Genomic DNA, 18688 nt, shown 5'->3' on the forward strand with positions numbered 1-18688 from the left:
GCCAGTGTTGATCTGTCAGCATGGTACGAGGCATAGCGAATAGTAAAATTGGGTTTGGCGATTTGATTTTACTACTTCGCTATTTTTTTAAGCTAAAAGTGTCAACACACCCTAATCTGATTGCAAAAATTTATGATGCTGCTGTATTGCCATCTTTGTGGCTGGACGTGATCAAAGATATCGTGAGCTATACTAAAAGTAAGAGTGCAATTTTTACCGGTCTGGATCAGCTTAATCCAGGCTATGATTTTGTCTATACTCACAATATTCCGCAGCAAAGCCTGAAAGCTTATCAAGATGAGCGTATTCGGGTGATAGATATGAAACTGCATATGCCGCTCTGGAATAAAATTGATACTGGGGAGGTGCTGAATCAGGACTGTCAGTATTATGCTGACTTGCCTGGAACCGAGCAGTATCTATTTTATGAAAAATGCTTAAAACCTACCGGTATTTGCTATATGGCAGGAGTCTTGCTGGATCGGGGAAATTATCGCTGGGCAGTACTAGGTATTCATCGTGCGCCGTATATGCCACCTTTTGCGCAGGAACAGCTGGATTTTTTAAAGCGTATTGGTATTCATTTACGTCGGGCATTGCAGATTCACCGCCAGATCAGTCTGGTTGAACAGCATAATGCCAGTTTGTATATGATTTTGGACAGCCTAAAAATTGGCATTGTGTTGCTAGACCAAAAACTGTGCGTTTGTTATTCCAATCTGGTGGCACAGCAGATGATGGGTGCACAGCGCTGTCTGGAACTGGATCTGCATAACCGGTTGAAAACCAGTCCTTCTGACCAGCAGGCACTAGAACAGCTCTTAGCCAGTGCCTTGCTGCAAGATGTGGCATTGCATACCGAGATTGGTGGTGCATTGGCACTAAAAGGGCCAGATGGGCAGCAGTTAATGCTGACGGCGGTGCCTTTTAAGCATTTTAGTCCAACACCCCAGCTGGATGAAGCGCGGCATCGGATTGCTTTATTGATCACCGATAAAAACCAGCATTATTCGTTGTCTAAGGCTTATTTGCAGCAGTGTTACCGGCTGTCGAATCGGGAGTTTGAGCTGTGCGAGCTGTTATTGAATGCTTATAAGCTGGAAGAAATTGCGGAGCACTGCGGGATTACCCTCAGTTCTGTGAGAACCTATTTTAAGAATATTTATGAGAAAACCGGCTGTAATTCTCAAATTGAACTGATGCATCTGCTGATGGGCTGTATGATATATTTTGAGCATATTCAGTGACCTAATCCAATATAAATATTGGATTAGGTTCGTTTGACATAAACTATTTATAACGGTTGAGGCTAAAGGTGCCTTCACCCTCAACGGTAAAGGACAGGGTATTGGCTTGAATATTCAGGGTTAGGCCTGAACTGGCGCCAGTTTCGGACAGGCCAGCACAGCCATTGGTATCGACCAGAATATCGCGTGAGTCAATATAGAGTTTGTTATCCCTGACTTGGTATTTACCAAACTCGATTCCTGGATCGCCACAAGAGCCTTCTTCATCCGGTTGATCATTACCTACAGGATCTAGTAGGAAATAAGTATTGTTGGCATTAAAGATAAAGAGATGGTCAGTAGCACTTTGCCAAGCTCCGATAATACCATTGACGTTATTTTCCAAGCGGTTAAAAGTGGCGCCTTCTTGCGGGTTTAACTTCTCCTGAATCGTTAACTGGCTACCGTCAAATGCCAATGTCATGGTACGTTGTTGATTTGGATCAGCCAGTCCCCAATCTGTATTGGTATCAATAGAGGTGCTAGCAGTAAAATCACCAGTTAATGAATTTAGAGAAATTTCTCCTTTCTCAAGACCATTTCCTTCATTGTCTGAATCTTGAGGAATAGCTTCTCCTAATGTGTAGTGACCATTTTCATCAATCACCAAGATCACTTCTGAGGACTCGCCGTCATCATTGGTTGTTGTAGACCAAATACCAGCAATATCTTTAAAAATGGCTTTACGGAAGTTTTCTTGTGCTTCTTCAGGTGTTACTACTACAGGGTTTGTTAATTCTGGAATTTTACTCAGTTCGGTTTCCAGAACTTCAATAAACTCTGACGTAGGTAAGGAAAAATCGATTTTTGCGGAAGACAACGGAGTAAGGTTAGATGGAATTTCAATCCCATTGTCATGATTACCGTCTTTATCTAATGACTGTAAGAAAATCATTAAATTAAGCCGGGTATCTTCATCGTTTGCTAATTCTTGAGGGGTAATCCGACTGGCAGCTTTAAGCTTTCCAATCACGATCTCGCCTATACTAAAAGTAACTTCATCACCTTCCTGGTATTCAAACTCACCCCGTTCATTGGTCTGTTTAATAACCCCGTTAATGCTATAGTTAGCTCCTTGAATAGTGCCATCTGTCAAAACACCAATTTTGTTTGAGGATGAAGGCGGTGGGTTTTCTGTCTGTGAACTATCATTATTATCAGACCCGCCACAGGCAGTTAATACTCCTGCTAAGGCGAGGCAAATTAAAGTTTTTTTCATATTAATCTTCCTGAGCTTTATCCTGTAAGTAGGAGTATAAAAAGAAATATCAATTCTCCATATCCTCAAATTGGGAGGTTAAGATCTTTTTAATGTATGAATCCTTTAAATTGGAAAGAAATTCCTATTTATATGGGGAAGCAATCTGAACTATCCGTAAATTGATGTATGAGATAAGTTGAAGGTGGCAAAAATAATCAACTATTCATTTAAAAATTCTAATTATACAAATATAGATCAATTGTTTATTTATTGATCATAGAGCACTATCTATATTTGCCGAGGTTGCTAAAATTCGCGCAATTTTGAATAGAATTGGTGCGTGACGTGTTTGAGAAGTTAGCAGAACAAAGCCTGAACCTGATGGGTTGGGAAATTGATAACCATTGGCCCCTAGATTTAGACCAATGTGTCATGATTGCTGCTCCTCATACCAGTAATTGGGATGCACTCTATGCGCGACTGGCCTTAAAAGCATTAGGCGTGAATGTTCGCTTAACCATTAAAGACAGTTACATGAAATTGCCATTTGGGCCTTTTGTGCGTGCTATGGGCGGTATCGGGATTGATCGCCGTCCTAAACAGCCGGGTGAGCCTCGTCCGAGCATGGTTCAGCTGATGACGGAATTATTCAAGACCCATCCTAAACTGGTGATGTTGGTGACGCCAGAAGCAACTCGTGCCAAACAGGAACAGTGGAAGACAGGTTTTTATCATGTAGCGATTAATGCCGGTGTGCCGATTGCATTGGCCTATATGGACTATGCCAAGAAGAAAACTGGCGTAGGTAAAATCGTTTATCCGACAGGGGATTATGAAAAAGATATGGGGGAAATCATGGCATTTTATGCAGATATTCAGCCAAAATTCCCTGAATGTTTCAGTGTCGATCAGCGTTATTATCAGAATTAAAATTGCGTTGTAAAAAGAGCAGGGTATTTTCCCTGCTTTTTTATTGTCTAAGAATTAAGAATATCAGACAAATACTACTTAGTTTTCAGAAGCGGGTAAAATTCCACCGAGGCTTTGACAGGCACTTTTATACAGATCATATTGCTGTTCCACCACTTCATGCAGTGGCAGGTCAAACAGCTCTTCACCTTGATGATATTGCTTGATATAAGACTCGACTTTGGATTTGCTGCTATACAACATCTGCTGATAATAGTCGGTCATACTGCTATGTGGCATTTGGGCGGTATCTACCTTGGCACAATGGAAATTTTGCAGTAATTGTTCGGACTTCTTCAAATCGCTGGACATACAACCTGCCAGCAATAAGGTACTGAGCAATGTCGTGATAAATTTCATAGAAAATAGACAAAAGGTTTTATGGGAACACCGTATTGTAGAAGTAAAATCCGGTCACAAAACCTTTTTAATCTACCAGATGGTCAAAAAATAGAACAATAGAATCTAAAAATCCCGGTCTATTCTCTGGTCAGTTAACCTTTAACCAGGCCACCATCCACAATCAGGTTTTGTCCGGTTACTGCACGTGAATAAGGCGATAAAAACATCAGGATTGCAGCAGAAAACTCCTCCGGTGTTATCACGCGGCGTAAAGGAGTTGATTGAGCAATCAGATCAAAAACAAAGTCTGGTGTGGCTTTACTGGCATCTGTGGTTTGTAACAGGCCGCCAGAGAGCATATTGACATTAATACCATATTGTCCCAAATCCTGCGCCGTGGTGCGGGTAAAGGCCAATAAAGCGGCTTTGCCAGCGGTATAGTCATGATAAGGAACCACCGGATTTTGCACCAGGTTTGTACCGATATTGACGATCCGGCCGAAGCCTGCCTGTTTCATGTCATCCAGAGCGGCTTGCGTGGTATTTAACGCAGCCTGTACTGCACCGCTAAATTGCTGTTGCAACATGTCCCAAGTCAGCGTTTCTACTTTTGGGCGTGCATCACCATTAAATTCAAATTGAATCAGTGCGTTATTGATTACAGCATGAATCGCTTCCCCGAAATGGGTTTTAGCTGCGGCAAATAAAGCGCGGACCTGATCAGTTTGAGTGACATCTGCCTGATAAATAAATACCTGTTCAGGATACTGCTGGGCCAGCTGTTCAGCTTGCTGCTGACTGCTATGATAATTGACGACCACGCGCGCGCCCTCAGCCAGTAAAGCCTGAGTAATGGCTAAACCCAAACCACGTGCACCACCAGTAACAAGAACAATCTGATCACGAATCTGCATAATGATGATCTATATTTACAAAGATTGGCCTTAACATAGCAGTTATTTCAACGGATTCAAGCTTTAGCGGGGAAGACAGACTCAGCTTGATCTTGTGTTTAAATGAATTGGGATGCTAATAGAAAACAGCCTGCGCTAAAGAGTAAACTTAAGATCATGCGTTTAAACAGTAATTCTGAAATTTTATAAAATAGCTTTGCGCCTAAAATCGCCGGAATACTCACAAAAACAATCAGCAATGCCAGATACGGTAAATGGCTTTGATTGATCAGGCCTTGCCATACATAAGTACCCAGCGTGAAGAGCTGAATGGCAAAATTAAAGTGCCGCAAAATATAGCGCTGCTGGGCTTTGGGTAATTGTTTTAACATCACCCAGGCTGAAGGAATCGCACCGCAAAAACCGCCCAGTCCTCCTAAAATTCCGCCAATAAAACCGATGCAGCTATCAGTCAATTTTCCTGAATGCTGAATTGTTTTGAATTGCGGATTGAATAACATCACCGGACACCACAGTACTAGAAAAAATCCCAAGATCATCTTAAAGGTATCTGCTTGAATGATCTGCAACAGATAAGTACCAAGCGGCACGCCAATCAAACCAGCAACCAGATAAGGCAGCACCAACTGTCTGGATAAAACCGGCTGATTTTGTTCCTGACTAAGGGAAATCACATGACTCCAGATCGAGGCAAATACCAGCAAGGGCGCGGCCAGTTGCGGAGGCAGCACCCAGACCCAGAAAGACATGGCGATCAGGGCAAAGGCAAAGCCGGTCAGCCCCTGGACAAAACCTGCGACCATTGCACCAAGAATAAATAACAGCCAAGTCATAAAGATCAGGTCATAAGCAAAGGCAGCAGTATTCTCAAGATTTAAACAAAAGCCAAGCTTCCATTTAGCTGTATTTATGCAAATGAAAGTTCAAACTCTTATAAAAGCATGAAAGCTAAATAGGAATTGAGCAGTTCGCAGCTATGCATAAAAGATGCATAAATCTCTACAAGAGTGCAACAATGGCTCCGTTCACTCTCCATGAAAGCGACTGATACTGACAGAGTGCAGTAAGAGGTGATGGACATGATGAAAAAAGTGATATTACTTTCTGTATTGGCCGTGTCATTAACCGGTTGTATGGTTGATCCTTGGGATGATGATTATCGTGGCAACAGAGATCGTAATGGACATTATGATCGAGACCACAGAGATCATGACTGGAAAAATAAGGACCATAAAGATCATCGGGATTGGAAACGTGACCGAGATAACCGCGACTGGCGCCGTGATCGCTAATCACACAGTCTTTAAATTTGACTGACTACAATGACAAAAAGGATTCCACTGAGGAATCCTTTTTTAATGTCTCTTCAAAACAATTTAAATCAAGAAATACTTTTTTGATAAAGCCCCGCACGAACTGTACCGGCTTTGGTATTTTTAATTAAACGCCATGAGGACGGCAATTTAAGCAATTGTAAATCACGGTCTGCTTCTACATAAATATAGGCATTGTCCTTGATCAGAGGATCTGCCTTTAGCGCTAGTTCTTCCCATAAATCCAGGCTATATGGCGGATCTAGAAAAACCAGATCAAACTGTGCCTGAAGGGTAGACAAAGCTTGCTGCGCCGTAGCCACTTTTAATTGTGCACGTGCTTTGGTGACTTTTAAAAGTTCCAGATTTTGGGTCAGAAATTGTGCCTGAGTACGATCCGGCTCAATCATCACCACTGATGCAGCACCACGCGATAATGCCTCAAACGCCAATGCCCCAGAACCGGCACAAATATCCAACACCTGGGCATTTTGTACATCCCACATTAGCCAGTTAAACAGTGTTTCACGGACACGGTCAGGCGTCGGGCGCAAACCCTCAATGCTGGCAAAAGGCAGTTGGCGGCGTTTCCAGTCACCACCAATAATTCGAAGCTGGTTTTTCATCTTTAATCTCGCTCTACCGGTGTCGGAGCAGGTGTTGCTGCGGGAGATGCAGTCGTATTTGCAGAACTCGGAGCAGTCGTTTCGGGCTGGTCACTGGCTGGAACGGCACTAGATGCTGCATCCTGACTCAACATGCCCGCACCACTTGGTAATTCAGCTGGCTTGATTCCGGCTGTCATCAGACCACCACTTAATTGGTGACCTTGTGGGCGTACCGGATTTTTATCTTTATGCAGTAACCAGTAATCAAAAATTGGACGGGCCAGAGCCGTTGCGGCACTACCACCGCGACCATTTTCCAGAATAACTGCAATCGCAATTTCAGGATTTTCAGCAGGCGCAAAACCGACAAACAGGCCATGATCCAGCTGACGGTCAGTCAATAAGGATTCATTATAGCGCTTGCCCTGAGCAATACTTTTTACCTGTGCCGTACCGGTTTTTCCGGCAATAGAATATTGTAAGCCGCTTTTAATGCCTCGGCCTGTACCGGATTGAATTACGTCCACCATTGCATCACGCATCTTGATCCAGTCTTCTTCCTGACCATTAAAATCGATCTTGCCATGGGTGCCATTATGCATCTTGAACGGTTTGGCACCGCGACTTTCACGCAAAACATGGGGAATGACTTTATTGCCATGATTGGCAGTAATGGCTGTGGCCATAGCCAGCTGTAATGGCGTTGAAGTAAAAGCACCCTGACCAATACTGACAGAAATGGTTTCACCACGTGACCATTTGGCCTTGCGGGTACGCATTTTCCATTCCGGGTTTGGATACAGTCCTGAGCTTTCACTTGGTAAATCCACCCCGGTTTTTTCGCCAAAGCCAAACTGACGCATCCAGATATTCATTTTTTCAATGCCCATCCGGTAGGACATGACATAGAAATAGGTATCACAGGAGACGACCTGCGCCTTATGCATATTCACTGCACCATGCCCGGATTTTTTATGGTCACGGAAACGGTGACTGTCTCCCGGCAGACTGAAATAGCCTGGATCAGAAATAGTGGTATCCCAGTCTACCAGCCCATGATGCAGACCACCGAGCGCAAACATTGGTTTGATAGTAGAGCCAGGTGGATAAACTCCTTGTACCGCACGGTTATATAAAGGTTGATCAAGGTTATCACGCAGGAATGAATAATCTTTGGTGCTGATCCCGGTCACAAACAGGTTCGGGTTAAAACTTGGACTAGATACCAGCGCCAGAATTTCCCCAGTTTTAGGATCCATCGCCACAATCGCGCCACGACGCCCAGCCAGTTGTTCTGAAGCTACCACCTGCAAACCGTAATCCAGTGACAGGAACAGATCATTACCACGCACTGGGTCTTTACGACCCAGATGACGCAGCACATTACCAAAGGCATCTGCTTCTACCGATTCATTTCCTGGCACACCATGCAGCAGCTCTTCATAGGATTTTTCCACACCGATTTTTCCGATCAGGTTGGTTCCAGCATAGAGATCCTTATCAATTGATTTCAGTTCTTTGTCATTAATCCGACCGACATAACCAATCACATGTGCGAACAGGTCACCATGCGGATAGTAGCGGGTCATCTGGGTTTCAATATTCACGCCCGGAAACTGATATTTCACTTCACTAAAACGGGCAATATCATTTTCGTTCAGATTGAGCTTGATTGAAACCCGTTCGGTTTTACGCGCTGTTTTAATCCGGGTTTGAAAGCGTTCAAGATCTTCTTCGGTCAGTTCCAGAATCGGTTTGAGGCGTTCGAGCGTCTGGTCGATATCCTGTACGTCAGCACGACTTAAAGTGGCAGTAAATACTGGATAGTTATCGGCCAGCAACACGCCGTTACGGTCATAAATATAACCACGCGCTGGCGGCAAGGGCTGTAGACGAATCCGGTTCTCATCAGAAGCTGTAGTAAAGCTTTCAAAGTTGAACAGTTGCAAATAGGCATAGCGGCTGACCAGCAGCAGCATAAAGAAAATGACAATCCCCATGGAAATCAAGACTCGACTGCGATAGATGCGCTTTTCTTGTTGTGCGTTTTTTAAAGGAAAGTGCTGCTTCATACGCGATCGACTTAAGACCTGAGAGTGGTAGAAAAGAATCAAAGTGGAGTATTCTAACGCAACTGCACTTGATTTGATAATGAAAAACTGTCCTTGCAATCAGTTCCTTTAAGCTTTGACTTTGCAGACATTAAAATTGTAAAGTGCTGTATATAAGAGTTGTGATAATTCTGCTAGAGTAAAATCTAATAAAAATAGGACTATACCAAAAACTATAATTAAGGAAGATGGTGAAGGAATGAACAAGGTTTACCCTTTGTTAGCGTTTGCATTGTGGGCGAACGGGGCTTATGCACATGATCAAATAAGTACTACTACAACTAAAATAGAGCCTGCTCAGGCAAAAGCCTTCAATGTTGGCGTGGGTTTTACCCAGAAATTACTGCATTTAAATACCGAATGGGTAAACCCTTATGGGATTGCTTATGTGAAAGGTGGTGTTTTTCTGGATGATGATCGTACGATTGGCGGCCAGGCAGGCTTTCGTTATCCTGCACATCTCACCGGCAAAGATAAAAATGGTTATTATGTCGGGGTTTATGCCGGGCATATCGACAGCAAACAGGTTGATGGCGAATATGAAGGCCGTTTAGGTGCTGGCGTTGATTTGGCCTATGTTTTGCTTAGTTCAGAACGGATCAGCAGTTTTAGTATCGGGATCGGTGCCGGAGAGAAACTCGAAGACCGAAATGGTCGTGCTGTGGCTGAAACAGAACCCCGGCTACAATTTTCCTATACTTTAAGTATCGGTTTATAGACAAAATATTCGACCTTATTAATATGTGTATTCTGTGAACAAAAAATTAAATATGGAAGTTATGCATGCTTGAGTACGTCAACGAGTTGTGGCAAACCTTTGTAAACCGCCCGGATTTTTGGGCCGTGCTCAGCATTATTCCAGTGACTGCATTTGTAACCTGGGCTCACGTCTGGATGGCGCTGAAAATGGTCTTTTATCCGATCAATTTTTGGGGTTTCCATCTCGGGCCATTACCTGTGGGCTGGCAAGGGATTGTGCCACGCAAAGCTGGACGTATTTCAGGCATTATTACCGATAACACACTGTCAAAATTAGGCTCTATCCGCGAATTTTTACAGGCGATGGATCCGGATGATATGGCACGCATCATTGGCGAGCAGGTCGGTTTCGAACTGGAACACCTGATTGATGAAGTGATGATGGATCGCAATGCGGTGCTCTGGGAAAACCTACCTTTTGCTATTAAGCGCAGAATTTATGCACAAGCACAAAAACAAATGCCGGCAATTTTGCGTGAATTAGTGACTGAGCTGACCATGAACGTCGAGTCACTTGTAGATATGCGTGAAATGGTAGTGAGCCAGATGGAAGGCGACCGTCGCTTGATGGTGCGTATGTTCCTGAAGGTGGGTCAAAAAGAGATCAATTTTATCTGGCATATCAGTGCCCTCATCGGGATGTTCTTTGGGATTTTCCAGATGATTGTCTGGTTTGTAGTGCCGTGGCACTGGACTGTACCGTTCTGGGCTGCGATCTGGGGCTTTTTGACCAACTGGATCGCGATCTGGATGGTATTCAACCCACTCTATCCACACCCGGTGAAGTACCCGCAATTCTTTGCCCGTACTGCAAACCGCAAGTTTCCGTGGATCAAACCGGTGATTCCGCGTATTGGCACCTATAACATACAAGGCGCATTTATGAAACGTCAGGATGAAGTCTCTGACGTCTTCGCAAGTGTAGTCACAGAAGATCTGATTACGTTAAAATCGATCATGACCGAGATGATGTATGGCGGCAGAAAAGATAAAACCCGCCGCATTATCAAACGTCATATTAATGAAATTATGGAAACACCCCTGGTTCGGACCTCTTTACAGCTGTCTTTAGGACCAAAAGAGTATGCAAAACTCAAGACAGACTTGATCGATCGCTCGATTGAAATTACGATGGTGCCTGTATGCGACCCAGCATTTAATGCGAGCCGTGCACAGAAAATCTATCAAATGTTTAGAGACCGCATACGCGAGTTGACTCCGAAGGAGTTTCAGAATCTTTTACGTCCTGCATTTCAGGAAGATGAATGGATTCTGATTTTATTGGGTGGGGTAACCGGTTTTGTCGCGGGTTTAATCCATTTGTTTGTGGCTTTCTTATAATGAGATGCCGGGGGACACAATCGGGTGATTGTGGTCGTGGCGTCATACATATTGTTTAAATGAGGATGTTTATATATGCGCATTATCTTACTCGGACCACCTGGAGCAGGTAAAGGTACACAAGCTCAGTTGATCTGTAAGCGCTACAATATCCCACAAATTTCAACCGGTGATATGCTCCGTGCTGCAATTCGTGAAGGAACTGAATTAGGTCTACAAGCTAAAAGTGTCATGGACAATGGCGGTTTGGTTTCTGATGAGTTGATCATTGGTCTGGTAAAAGAGCGTATTGCGCAACCTGACTGTGTAAATGGCTGCATTTTTGATGGTTTCCCGCGTACTATTCCTCAAGCAGAAGCTTTGGAAAATGAAGGCATCACTATTGATCACGTGATTGAAATTGATGTACCGGATGAAGAGATCGTACAACGTCTTTCTGGCCGTCGTCAGCACCCGGCATCTGGCCGTGTGTATCACATCGTTTACAATCCGCCAAAAGTGGAAGGTAAGGATGACGAAACGGGTGAAGATCTGGTTCAGCGTCCTGATGATCTGGAAGCAACAATTCGCAAGCGTCTAGGTTCTTACCACACTGAAACCGAGCAACTGGTTGGCTTCTATCAAGGCCGTGCAGCGTCTGGTGAAAATGCACCAACTTATGACAAGCTAAACGGTTTACGTCCAATCGATGAAGTTCAGACTGATCTTTTCGCGATTCTGGATCAGGCAAAATAATCGGCTGACGATGATTTTGACAATCAGAGAGCCCTAAGTCATATTAGGGCTCTTTTTTATTGCGTATTTGAGCAGGGTACTTGTTGCTATGAAATTTGGCGTATTGGTGTTGATGGTAGTCTTTCTGGCAGTATTGGTAGGTCTGTTCTATATCAGTTTTAAAATACTCAACAAAGTACGTCAGGAAGAACGTGCTGAAAATGCAGCAAAGCGGCCTGAGCGCCAGCTTCATCCAAAATTACAAGCTGAACTTGAACAGCGCAAGCAGCAGGAACAGGCTGAACAAGATCAGGATAAATAATCCACAATAGTTCAGCTCAGCTCAGAATCTGGTTTGAACACCAAGTAGTATTCTCACAGTCGATAAAAAGGTGACACATTGGTCACCTTTTTATCCCAGCTTAATCGCACTATTCTATTCAGTAACATCTAAATTTTTTACTGCAATCGAGCGGGCTGCACCAAACTCGAATCGGTCCGGCCAGTTACACACATCGGATACCACACATTCATGACATTTCGGTTTGCGCGCAATACAGGTATAACGACCGTGTAAAATCAGCCAGTGATGTGAATCAATAATAAATTCCTGAGGAATGACTTTGATCAGACGGTGTTCAACTTCCAGCACATTTTTACCTACCGCCAGTCCGGTACGGTTACCTACCCGGAAAATATGGGTATCAACCGCCATGGTCGGCTGACCAAAGGCCGTATTCAGTACCACATTCGCCGTTTTACGACCTACACCCGGTAGGGCTTCAAGATCTGCACGATTATCCGGTACGATGCTGTTGTGCTTCTGAATCAGCATCTCGCAGGCCTTAATCACGTTGACCGCTTTCGAGTTATATAAACCAATGGTCTTGATATATTCCTTCAAGCCGTCCACACCTAGCGCATAAATGGCTTCCGGTGTATTAGCGACTGGAAAGAGTTTGTCTGTGGCTTTGTTGACGCTGACATCGGTAGCTTGAGCAGAGAGCGTGACCGCGACCAGTAATTCAAAGGGATTGGAATAATTCAGCTCGGTTTTTGGGTTAGGCCGCTGTTCACGCAGGCGTTCAAAAAAGGTCTGAATCTGCTTTTTGGTCATGTTTTTAATGGGCTTGGCCTTTGCTGTGGTCATGTTCTATCCCTGTAAAGCCTGTAATTGCTGTGTCAGTTCTTCCAGTTGGGTACGTTTTCGAGCATCTTCACGAACCGAAAGCTGTTTTTCCAGTTTTTTAATTTGGGTACGTAGTTTTGCCAGTTCAATCGTGGTCTTGGAATCGAAAGCTACAGGTGCATTCTCTGGCTTGCTCGCGACTTCAATCACAGGAAGTTGCTCATTTAACGCAGAGAAACGGGCAAACAGGGCCGTATCAATTTCTGCACGGACCACAGGCCCCTTACGATCGCTACGCCGTTTTTCTTCACGCTGGATGTGCGCATAGTAACGCTGACGTAAATCATCCTGTTCCGCAAGACGCTGTGCTTCAGTCGGCAAAGGTTGTTGATCTTCAACCAAATCGATGCAGTCTACCGGACAGGGCGGGATACATAGTTCACAGCCGGTACAGAGGTCGGTCAGAATGGTATGCATCAGTTTACCAGAACCAATAATCGCATCGACTGGGCAGGCGCTAATACATTTGGTACAGCCAATACATTCATCTTCACGAATTACGGCTTTGATGCGCTGAGGTCGACCATCGGCTTGAACTGGCCAGACACTTTCTTCAGCTTGAAGTTTAGGACGATTTAATAATGCAGCCAAAGCATCGGCAACAGGCTGTCCGCCCGGCACACATTTATTGGCATTTTCCCCCTCAGCAATCGACTGGGCATAAGGTAAACATCCGTCACGGTGACCGCAGAGTCCACATTGGGTTTGAGGGAGTAAAGCGTCAATCGATTGGACCAGAGAAATGGGCGAATTCATGTATAACCAGCGTTACTCATGGCAAGCATGAGAGAGTAAGTGAAACAAAATATGTCGATTCATCAATTTTAACATATTTTTAAACTCCTAAGTCGTGCGCAATTAAGGGTCAACTTGTGCCTTATTATTAGGCATAAATCTGAATGTAAGCCTTGATTCGATTGGCATTTCCTGACATAGAAAAAAATTTCATAATCAATATAAATATTTGTTATCAAATTAATTTTAAAGTATTTTCAAAAAAAGTATTGTAGATTAGTTACAAAAGATATTTAATATTTTGCGCCAAAATTTAACATTGATTGTAAATTTGACCAATTTTGATCCATTTTCTGCTGAGGATTAAGCGTTGAAATACAACACACTTAATGAGTTCCTAGATTACGTAAAATCACGTGATGCACATCAACCAGAATTTCTTCAAGCTGTAGAAGAAGTGATGACCAGTTTGTGGCCGTTCATTGAAAAGAACCCACAATACGCAGCACATGGTTTACTAGAACGTCTAGTTGAGCCAGAACGTGCGATCCAGTTCCGAGTTTCTTGGGTAGATGACCAAGGTCAGACTCAAGTAAACCGTGCGTTCCGCGTACAGTACAACTCAGCGATCGGTCCATTTAAAGGTGGTATGCGTTTCCACCCTTCAGTGAATCTTTCAATCCTAAAATTCTTAGGCTTTGAGCAAACATTTAAAAATGCTTTAACCACACTTCCTATGGGTGGCGGTAAAGGCGGTTCTGATTTTGACCCTAAAGGCAAATCAGAAGGCGAAATCATGCGTTTCTGCCAGGCTTTAATGATCGAGCTGTATCGTCACCTTGGTGCGAACACAGATATCCCAGCGGGTGATATTGGTGTAGGCGGTCGTGAAGTGGGCTACATGGCCGGCATGATGAAAAAATTAAGTAATGACACGGCATGTGTATTCACTGGTAAAGGTTTAACTTTCGGTGGTTCATTGGCACGTCCGGAAGCAACGGGTTACGGTACTGTGTATTTCGCTGAGGAAATGCTCAAGTCTCGTGGCGAAAGCTTCAAAGATAAAGTCGTTGCGATTTCAGGTTCTGGTAACGTTGCGCAATATGCTGCTGAAAAAGCAATGTACCTCGGTGCGAAAGTAGTTTCACTTTCTGACTCTGCGGGTACAGTTCACGTTAAAGACGGTTTCACTGATGCGCTTCTTGCTGAAGTGATGGAACTTAAAAATGTAAAACGTGGCCGTATTTCAGAATTCGCTTCTAAACACGGTTTCGAATATCTTGAAGGACAACGTCCTTGGGGTATCAAGTGTGATATCGCATTGCCATGTGCGACTCAAAACGAACTTGATGCAGACGACGCTGCTCAGCTTCTTGCAAACGGTGTAATCTGTGTGGCTGAAGGTGCGAACATGCCTTCTACGCTTGAAGCTGTTGAGAAGTTCGTTGAAGCGAAAATTCTTTATGCGCCAGGTAAAGCATCAAATGCAGGTGGTGTTGCAACTTCTGGTCTGGAAATGTCGCAAAACGCATTGCGTTTAGGCTGGACTTTCGAAGAAGTTGATGAGCGTTTACACGCAATCATGAAAGAAATTCACCGTAACTGTGTGAAATTCGGTACTAAAGAAGACGGTACTGTGAACTATGTTGACGGTGCAAACATTGCGGGCTTCGTAAAAGTTGCTGATGCAATGCTTGCTCAAGGCGTATTCTAAGTCTGACTTAGTCTAAGCTGAAAAAACCGGGGCTGTTGCCTCGGTTTTTTTATATCTGGTATTTTTAGCCTTAAAGAGCACCCTTAACTATTTCACGCTCAACCGCCATATCAAAAATATAGGCATATTTCGATTGATCAGCTGCCGGATGCTTAATTTCAAAACGTTTGACCCGAATAATCTGCCGCTCATTCTGTGAATGCTGAAAACCTTCGATCTGGTCATAGAATAAAGTCCAGTCCTTATCCACCTGAGTTTTCAGGCCATTCTGATCATATTTCACTTCTTTGACTTGCAAGCAGCTTTGTTGGGTTACGCCGGTACATTGTTTGGTATCGGGGGAAATTTCCAGAAAAATTGTTTCAGCCTGTCCTTGGTATTTGGTTTCCGGAGTCATTTTCCCGATAAATTCATAGGTTTGACCATTTGCGGCCATCAACATTAGGGTCGGCTTGTCAGGATCTGTGGTATTGAGCGTAAAAGGAATGTCACGCTTCTGTAAAAGTTGGCTGACAAAACGTTCCTGCTCCATCAATGCTGCATCACAGGCCATTTCAGTGCCTATAACTTCGCTGGTGGTGATGATATTGTTTTTGACTGACCAGGTCGTCCCGAGTCCATTACAGCCCGTCACGGCGCTCAGCCGGCCTTGAGCGTTGAAACTCAGTACAACGGGTCGTTCTAGTCCACGATTCAGTTCCCAGTAATAGGCTGGAAGAATCTGATCTGCATTTTTTTGTTGGATGGTGGCCACCGCAAGATCTCCAGCTCGTTGAATATCACTGGACTGACAGCCTGCAAAAGTTAAAGGCAATAATGCCAGCACAATAAATTTTAATTTCATGGACTTATAATGAAGTATATAAAGTTCAAACAATAATAATGGATGTATTGCAAAACAATATGGATACATTTCGCAGCTTTAAGTTGAAAAATGTATCCATCATTAAGATTTTAGCGCTGAAGCAAGATTAATCGAAGCGATAAATATCCATGCCGAGTGAACCCATGGTAAAACTGCTATGCACCAGACTAAAACGCTGACCTGTGCCCATTGCAAAGAAAATCGGAGCAAAGTGTTCCAGCGTTGGATGATTACGCGCCATATGCGGAATATTGGACCAGTCCAGTACCGCGTCATAATCACTATGTGTCAGTTTATGCACCACAAAATTACGAAAGCCAGAAGCCCATTCGGGTACATCAGCAGCCGTTCCATCCCAAGACAGTTCCCGTAAGTTATGGGTAATACTGCCCGAACCAATCAGCAGGATTTGCTGTTCACGTAAAGGTGCAAGACTTTGACCAATCTGATAAATCTCATCCGCGCTCATCGACATGGGTAAGGAAATTTCTACCACGGGAATGTTGGCATCTGGATACATATGTAGCAGTGGCATCCATACGCCATGATCACGCGGACGGGTACTGTTGGCATGTGCAGAAAAGCCGGCATTGGCCAGCAAGCCTAAGACTTTTTCGGCCAGTTCAGGATTTCCCGGTGCAGGATAGCGCAATTGATACAGTTCAGGCGGGAAACCACGAAAATCATGCCAGGTTTCTGGGCGAATTGCGCTACTCACTTCCAGCGCATCACTTTCCCAGTGCGCGGACATCACAATAATCGCTTCCGGGCGTGGCAGATTTTCGCTCAAACGATGCAAGGCAGGACCCACTTGTTCTGGATTCAGCGCCAGCATAGGAGAGCCATGAGAAATAAATAAGCCGGGCAACGTTTGTAAGTTCATAAGTCAAACCACATCTGGAAGATGCCTCAATAATGCATGAAAAATAGAAATAAGAGCAGAAGAGATTATTCAACAAAACGTTGCATATAAAGAACGCTTCAGCAAAATCATTAGCCTGCTCGGTGATAAGGATGGTTGTTATTGATGCTCATGGCACGATAAAGCTGCTCGATCAGCATGACACGTACCAGTGGATGCGGCAGGGTTAACTTGGAAAGTGACCAGTGCCATGCAGCAGCTTTACGCACGGCTTCTGAGTGACCATCCGGCCCGCCAATCGCAAGTGCTACATCATTGCCTTCCAGCATCCAGCCTTTCATGGTTTCAGCCAGTTTTTCGGTACTGAATTCGCGTCCGCCCACTTCTAGTGCAATCAGGGTTTCATTCTGCTTGAGCGCATTTAAAATGCTGTCGCCCTCAATATTGCGGTATTTCAGAATATCCGCTTCAGAATCATTTTTCCCGCGCTTGGCCATCGGCAGTTCAATAATCTGGGTCTGTACAAAAGGCTGAATACGTTTGAAATAATCTTCAAAACCAGTCAGCACCCACGCTGGCATTTTTTGACCAATGGTCAGGATACGGATTTTCATACAGACAGATCAATAATTGGATACCTCATTATAACGATCAAACAACATGAAGTTGAGCAGGGAAACAAATTGAAATTGAAATGAGAGATTTAGTGTTGCTTTAATGTCCTTAGTTCAAGTATCCGCTTGATAAAGGAATGGAATAATAATAAATGCGGAACAGTGTCATGATAAAAGGATGTTGTACTGTGCTGCTGTTACTGATAGGCCTCATGGGGCCTAGTCTCTGTGCAGCCAATTCGAGCAAAAATGCTCAGGTCTCTCATCTGGAATTATTTTTTAGCCAGATCATGAGTGTCGATGAATACCGAAATTATAAAAATCTAAAAGAGCTGAATCGGGTATCTGCCTGGATCAAAGGGCAGATGCAGCGCTTTGGTATTCCATGCCAGTTTCAGGTTTATGTGGTCAATAACCTGAGTTACCGAAATGTCATCTGTAGCTTGGATACTCAAGCCAAAACCAAGATGGTGATGGGGGCACATTATGATGTCTTTAGTGCCCGAAACGGTGCTGATAATAATGCCTCAGGGGTAGCGGGTTTACTGGAAACTGCAAGATTACTGGCCCTGCAAAAATCCAAGCTCAAACATGATGTCGAATTTGCTTTCTATACGCTTGAAGAGCCGCCTTTTTTCAAGACAGAACATATGGGCAGTTATATGCATGCCAAGTCTTTAAAAAAGCAGAAGCAGAAAATTGAGGGCGTGGTGATTCTGGATTCGATTGGTTATTTTGATGAACATCAGGTGCAGAGCTATCCGGTGGGATTAAAATGGATTTATCCACGACATGGCAATTTCATTGCAGCCATTGGGCATTTAGCCTCAACTGGCCTGACTGGAGATTATTGTGATGCCATGCAGCGTTTTAACCGTCTGGAATGTCAACGCTTTGTCAGCCCAAGTTTTGCTCAGGATATGAATTTCTCGGGCTATCTGAATTATGCCAAATTCAACTATTCGACCATGCTGATTACCGATACTGCAAGTTATCGTAATCCTTATTACAATACCGAATTGGATACCCTCGACAAGCTTGATCTGAACAAGATGACTCATGTGATTGATGGATTGGTTACGATGGCACTACAGCCATAATTCAGTTGTTTTATTCAATAACTCAATAAAAAACCCTGCCGAAGCAGGGTT

General features: G+C 43.9%; 20 protein-coding genes. 9 read left to right on the plus strand and 11 right to left on the minus strand.

Annotated features, from left to right (window positions below):
• Positions 1-98: 98 nt before the first annotated feature.
• Complete coding sequence (locus NI470_RS00005) at positions 99-1247, plus strand: helix-turn-helix transcriptional regulator (RefSeq protein WP_253147646.1); 1149 nt, start codon at positions 99-101, stop codon at positions 1245-1247.
• 43 nt (positions 1248-1290) lie between these two features.
• Here the strand turns inward: NI470_RS00005 and NI470_RS00010 are convergent, their stop codons facing one another.
• Positions 1291-2505, minus strand: coding sequence for a hypothetical protein (locus NI470_RS00010; protein ID WP_253153908.1), 1215 nt, complete (start codon positions 2503-2505; stop codon positions 1291-1293).
• 363 nt (positions 2506-2868) lie between these two features.
• On the opposite strand from NI470_RS00010, the gene NI470_RS00015 reads away from it, so the two are divergent.
• Positions 2869-3417 (plus strand): 1-acyl-sn-glycerol-3-phosphate acyltransferase, encoded by a 549-nt coding sequence (locus NI470_RS00015; protein ID WP_180039556.1) that lies wholly within the window; start codon positions 2869-2871, stop codon positions 3415-3417.
• A gap of 78 nt (positions 3418-3495) precedes the next feature.
• On the opposite strand, the gene NI470_RS00020 is transcribed toward NI470_RS00015, so the two are convergent.
• From NI470_RS00020 to NI470_RS00030, 3 genes are all read right to left on the minus strand, one after another.
• Positions 3496-3816 (minus strand): hypothetical protein, encoded by a 321-nt coding sequence (locus NI470_RS00020; RefSeq protein ID WP_253147644.1) that lies wholly within the window; start codon positions 3814-3816, stop codon positions 3496-3498.
• A gap of 134 nt (positions 3817-3950) precedes the next feature.
• Positions 3951-4712 (minus strand): 3-oxoacyl-ACP reductase, encoded by a 762-nt coding sequence (locus tag NI470_RS00025; protein WP_253147643.1) that lies wholly within the window; start codon positions 4710-4712, stop codon positions 3951-3953.
• A gap of 98 nt (positions 4713-4810) precedes the next feature.
• Entirely contained in the window at positions 4811-5545 is a 735-nt protein-coding gene (locus tag NI470_RS00030; RefSeq protein WP_253147642.1) for a sulfite exporter TauE/SafE family protein, read from the minus strand.
• A gap of 246 nt (positions 5546-5791) precedes the next feature.
• Here NI470_RS00030 and NI470_RS00035 point away from each other — a divergent pair, with 246 nt between their 5' ends.
• Positions 5792-6004, plus strand: a complete 213-nt coding sequence (locus NI470_RS00035) for a hypothetical protein (RefSeq protein ID WP_253147641.1) — start codon at positions 5792-5794, stop codon at positions 6002-6004.
• Between the two features lie 89 nt (positions 6005-6093).
• On the opposite strand, the gene rsmD is transcribed toward NI470_RS00035, so the two are convergent.
• Both rsmD and mrdA read right to left on the minus strand, forming a co-directional pair.
• Complete coding sequence (rsmD, locus tag NI470_RS00040; RefSeq protein ID WP_004279484.1) at positions 6094-6651, minus strand: 16S rRNA (guanine(966)-N(2))-methyltransferase RsmD; 558 nt, start codon at positions 6649-6651, stop codon at positions 6094-6096.
• 2 nt (positions 6652-6653) lie between these two features.
• The gene (gene mrdA, locus NI470_RS00045) at positions 6654-8705 is read right to left on the minus strand and encodes a penicillin-binding protein 2 (RefSeq protein ID WP_253147640.1); all 2052 of its coding nucleotides are present in this window, start codon (positions 8703-8705) and stop codon (positions 6654-6656) included.
• Positions 8706-8943: 238 nt separating this feature from the next.
• Here mrdA and NI470_RS00050 point away from each other — a divergent pair, with 238 nt between their 5' ends.
• From NI470_RS00050 to NI470_RS00065, 4 genes are all read left to right on the plus strand, one after another.
• On the plus strand, positions 8944-9462 hold the full coding sequence (locus NI470_RS00050; RefSeq protein ID WP_004646328.1) for a hypothetical protein: 519 nt from the start codon (positions 8944-8946) through the stop codon (positions 9460-9462).
• 65 nt (positions 9463-9527) lie between these two features.
• Entirely contained in the window at positions 9528-10844 is a 1317-nt protein-coding gene (locus NI470_RS00055) for a DUF445 domain-containing protein (protein ID WP_129716781.1), read from the plus strand.
• Positions 10845-10919: 75 nt separating this feature from the next.
• Positions 10920-11579: an adenylate kinase gene (adk, locus tag NI470_RS00060; RefSeq protein ID WP_253147639.1), complete on the plus strand. Its 660-nt coding sequence runs from the start codon at positions 10920-10922 to the stop codon at positions 11577-11579.
• 88 nt (positions 11580-11667) lie between these two features.
• Positions 11668-11880, plus strand: coding sequence for a hypothetical protein (locus NI470_RS00065; protein ID WP_253147638.1), 213 nt, complete (start codon positions 11668-11670; stop codon positions 11878-11880).
• Between the two features lie 114 nt (positions 11881-11994).
• Here the strand turns inward: NI470_RS00065 and nth are convergent, their stop codons facing one another.
• Complete coding sequence (gene nth, locus NI470_RS00070) at positions 11995-12708, minus strand: endonuclease III (protein WP_253147637.1); 714 nt, start codon at positions 12706-12708, stop codon at positions 11995-11997.
• A gap of 3 nt (positions 12709-12711) precedes the next feature.
• Complete coding sequence (locus tag NI470_RS00075; protein ID WP_253147636.1) at positions 12712-13503, minus strand: RnfABCDGE type electron transport complex subunit B; 792 nt, start codon at positions 13501-13503, stop codon at positions 12712-12714.
• A 349-nt stretch (positions 13504-13852) separates the two neighbouring features.
• On the opposite strand from NI470_RS00075, the gene gdhA reads away from it, so the two are divergent.
• Entirely contained in the window at positions 13853-15196 is a 1344-nt protein-coding gene (gene gdhA, locus NI470_RS00080; protein ID WP_005246929.1) for an NADP-specific glutamate dehydrogenase, read from the plus strand.
• 70 nt (positions 15197-15266) lie between these two features.
• Here the strand turns inward: gdhA and NI470_RS00085 are convergent, their stop codons facing one another.
• The 3 genes from NI470_RS00085 to rlmH form a co-directional block, all read right to left on the minus strand.
• A complete protein-coding gene (locus NI470_RS00085) occupies positions 15267-16040 on the minus strand; it encodes an META and DUF4377 domain-containing protein (protein ID WP_253147635.1) in 774 nt (257 codons plus the stop codon).
• 127 nt (positions 16041-16167) lie between these two features.
• On the minus strand, positions 16168-16944 hold the full coding sequence (locus tag NI470_RS00090) for a DODA-type extradiol aromatic ring-opening family dioxygenase (protein WP_180037738.1): 777 nt from the start codon (positions 16942-16944) through the stop codon (positions 16168-16170).
• Positions 16945-17054: 110 nt separating this feature from the next.
• Positions 17055-17537 (minus strand): 23S rRNA (pseudouridine(1915)-N(3))-methyltransferase RlmH, encoded by a 483-nt coding sequence (gene rlmH / locus NI470_RS00095; protein ID WP_004646335.1) that lies wholly within the window; start codon positions 17535-17537, stop codon positions 17055-17057.
• A gap of 167 nt (positions 17538-17704) precedes the next feature.
• Here rlmH and NI470_RS00100 point away from each other — a divergent pair, with 167 nt between their 5' ends.
• Positions 17705-18637 (plus strand): M28 family peptidase, encoded by a 933-nt coding sequence (locus tag NI470_RS00100; protein ID WP_086043997.1) that lies wholly within the window; start codon positions 17705-17707, stop codon positions 18635-18637.
• The last annotated feature ends 51 nt before the right edge of the window (positions 18638-18688 follow it).

Source organism: Acinetobacter lwoffii, from assembly GCF_024129115.1.
Classification (GTDB): Bacteria; Pseudomonadota; Gammaproteobacteria; order Pseudomonadales; family Moraxellaceae; genus Acinetobacter; species Acinetobacter lwoffii_T.

Coding starts and splice junctions, on each gene's coding strand:
- nth (WP_253147637.1), bottom strand. CDS start 12,708: ATGACCACAGCAAAGGCCAAGCCCATTAAAAACATGACCAAAAAGCAG.
- NI470_RS00035 (WP_253147641.1), top strand. CDS start 5,792: ATGATGAAAAAAGTGATATTACTTTCTGTATTGGCCGTGTCATTAACC.
- NI470_RS00030 (WP_253147642.1), bottom strand. CDS start 5,545: ATGACTTGGCTGTTATTTATTCTTGGTGCAATGGTCGCAGGTTTTGTC.
- NI470_RS00050 (WP_004646328.1), top strand. CDS start 8,944: ATGAACAAGGTTTACCCTTTGTTAGCGTTTGCATTGTGGGCGAACGGG.
- NI470_RS00010 (WP_253153908.1), bottom strand. CDS start 2,505: ATGAAAAAAACTTTAATTTGCCTCGCCTTAGCAGGAGTATTAACTGCC.
- rlmH (WP_004646335.1), bottom strand. CDS start 17,537: ATGAAAATCCGTATCCTGACCATTGGTCAAAAAATGCCAGCGTGGGTG.
- NI470_RS00085 (WP_253147635.1), bottom strand. CDS start 16,040: ATGAAATTAAAATTTATTGTGCTGGCATTATTGCCTTTAACTTTTGCA.
- NI470_RS00075 (WP_253147636.1), bottom strand. CDS start 13,503: ATGAATTCGCCCATTTCTCTGGTCCAATCGATTGACGCTTTACTCCCT.
- NI470_RS00020 (WP_253147644.1), bottom strand. CDS start 3,816: ATGAAATTTATCACGACATTGCTCAGTACCTTATTGCTGGCAGGTTGT.
- NI470_RS00055 (WP_129716781.1), top strand. CDS start 9,528: ATGCTTGAGTACGTCAACGAGTTGTGGCAAACCTTTGTAAACCGCCCG.
- NI470_RS00090 (WP_180037738.1), bottom strand. CDS start 16,944: ATGAACTTACAAACGTTGCCCGGCTTATTTATTTCTCATGGCTCTCCT.
- mrdA (WP_253147640.1), bottom strand. CDS start 8,705: ATGAAGCAGCACTTTCCTTTAAAAAACGCACAACAAGAAAAGCGCATC.
- NI470_RS00100 (WP_086043997.1), top strand. CDS start 17,705: ATGATAAAAGGATGTTGTACTGTGCTGCTGTTACTGATAGGCCTCATG.
- NI470_RS00065 (WP_253147638.1), top strand. CDS start 11,668: ATGAAATTTGGCGTATTGGTGTTGATGGTAGTCTTTCTGGCAGTATTG.
- rsmD (WP_004279484.1), bottom strand. CDS start 6,651: ATGAAAAACCAGCTTCGAATTATTGGTGGTGACTGGAAACGCCGCCAA.
- NI470_RS00015 (WP_180039556.1), top strand. CDS start 2,869: ATGGGTTGGGAAATTGATAACCATTGGCCCCTAGATTTAGACCAATGT.
- adk (WP_253147639.1), top strand. CDS start 10,920: ATGCGCATTATCTTACTCGGACCACCTGGAGCAGGTAAAGGTACACAA.
- NI470_RS00025 (WP_253147643.1), bottom strand. CDS start 4,712: ATGCAGATTCGTGATCAGATTGTTCTTGTTACTGGTGGTGCACGTGGT.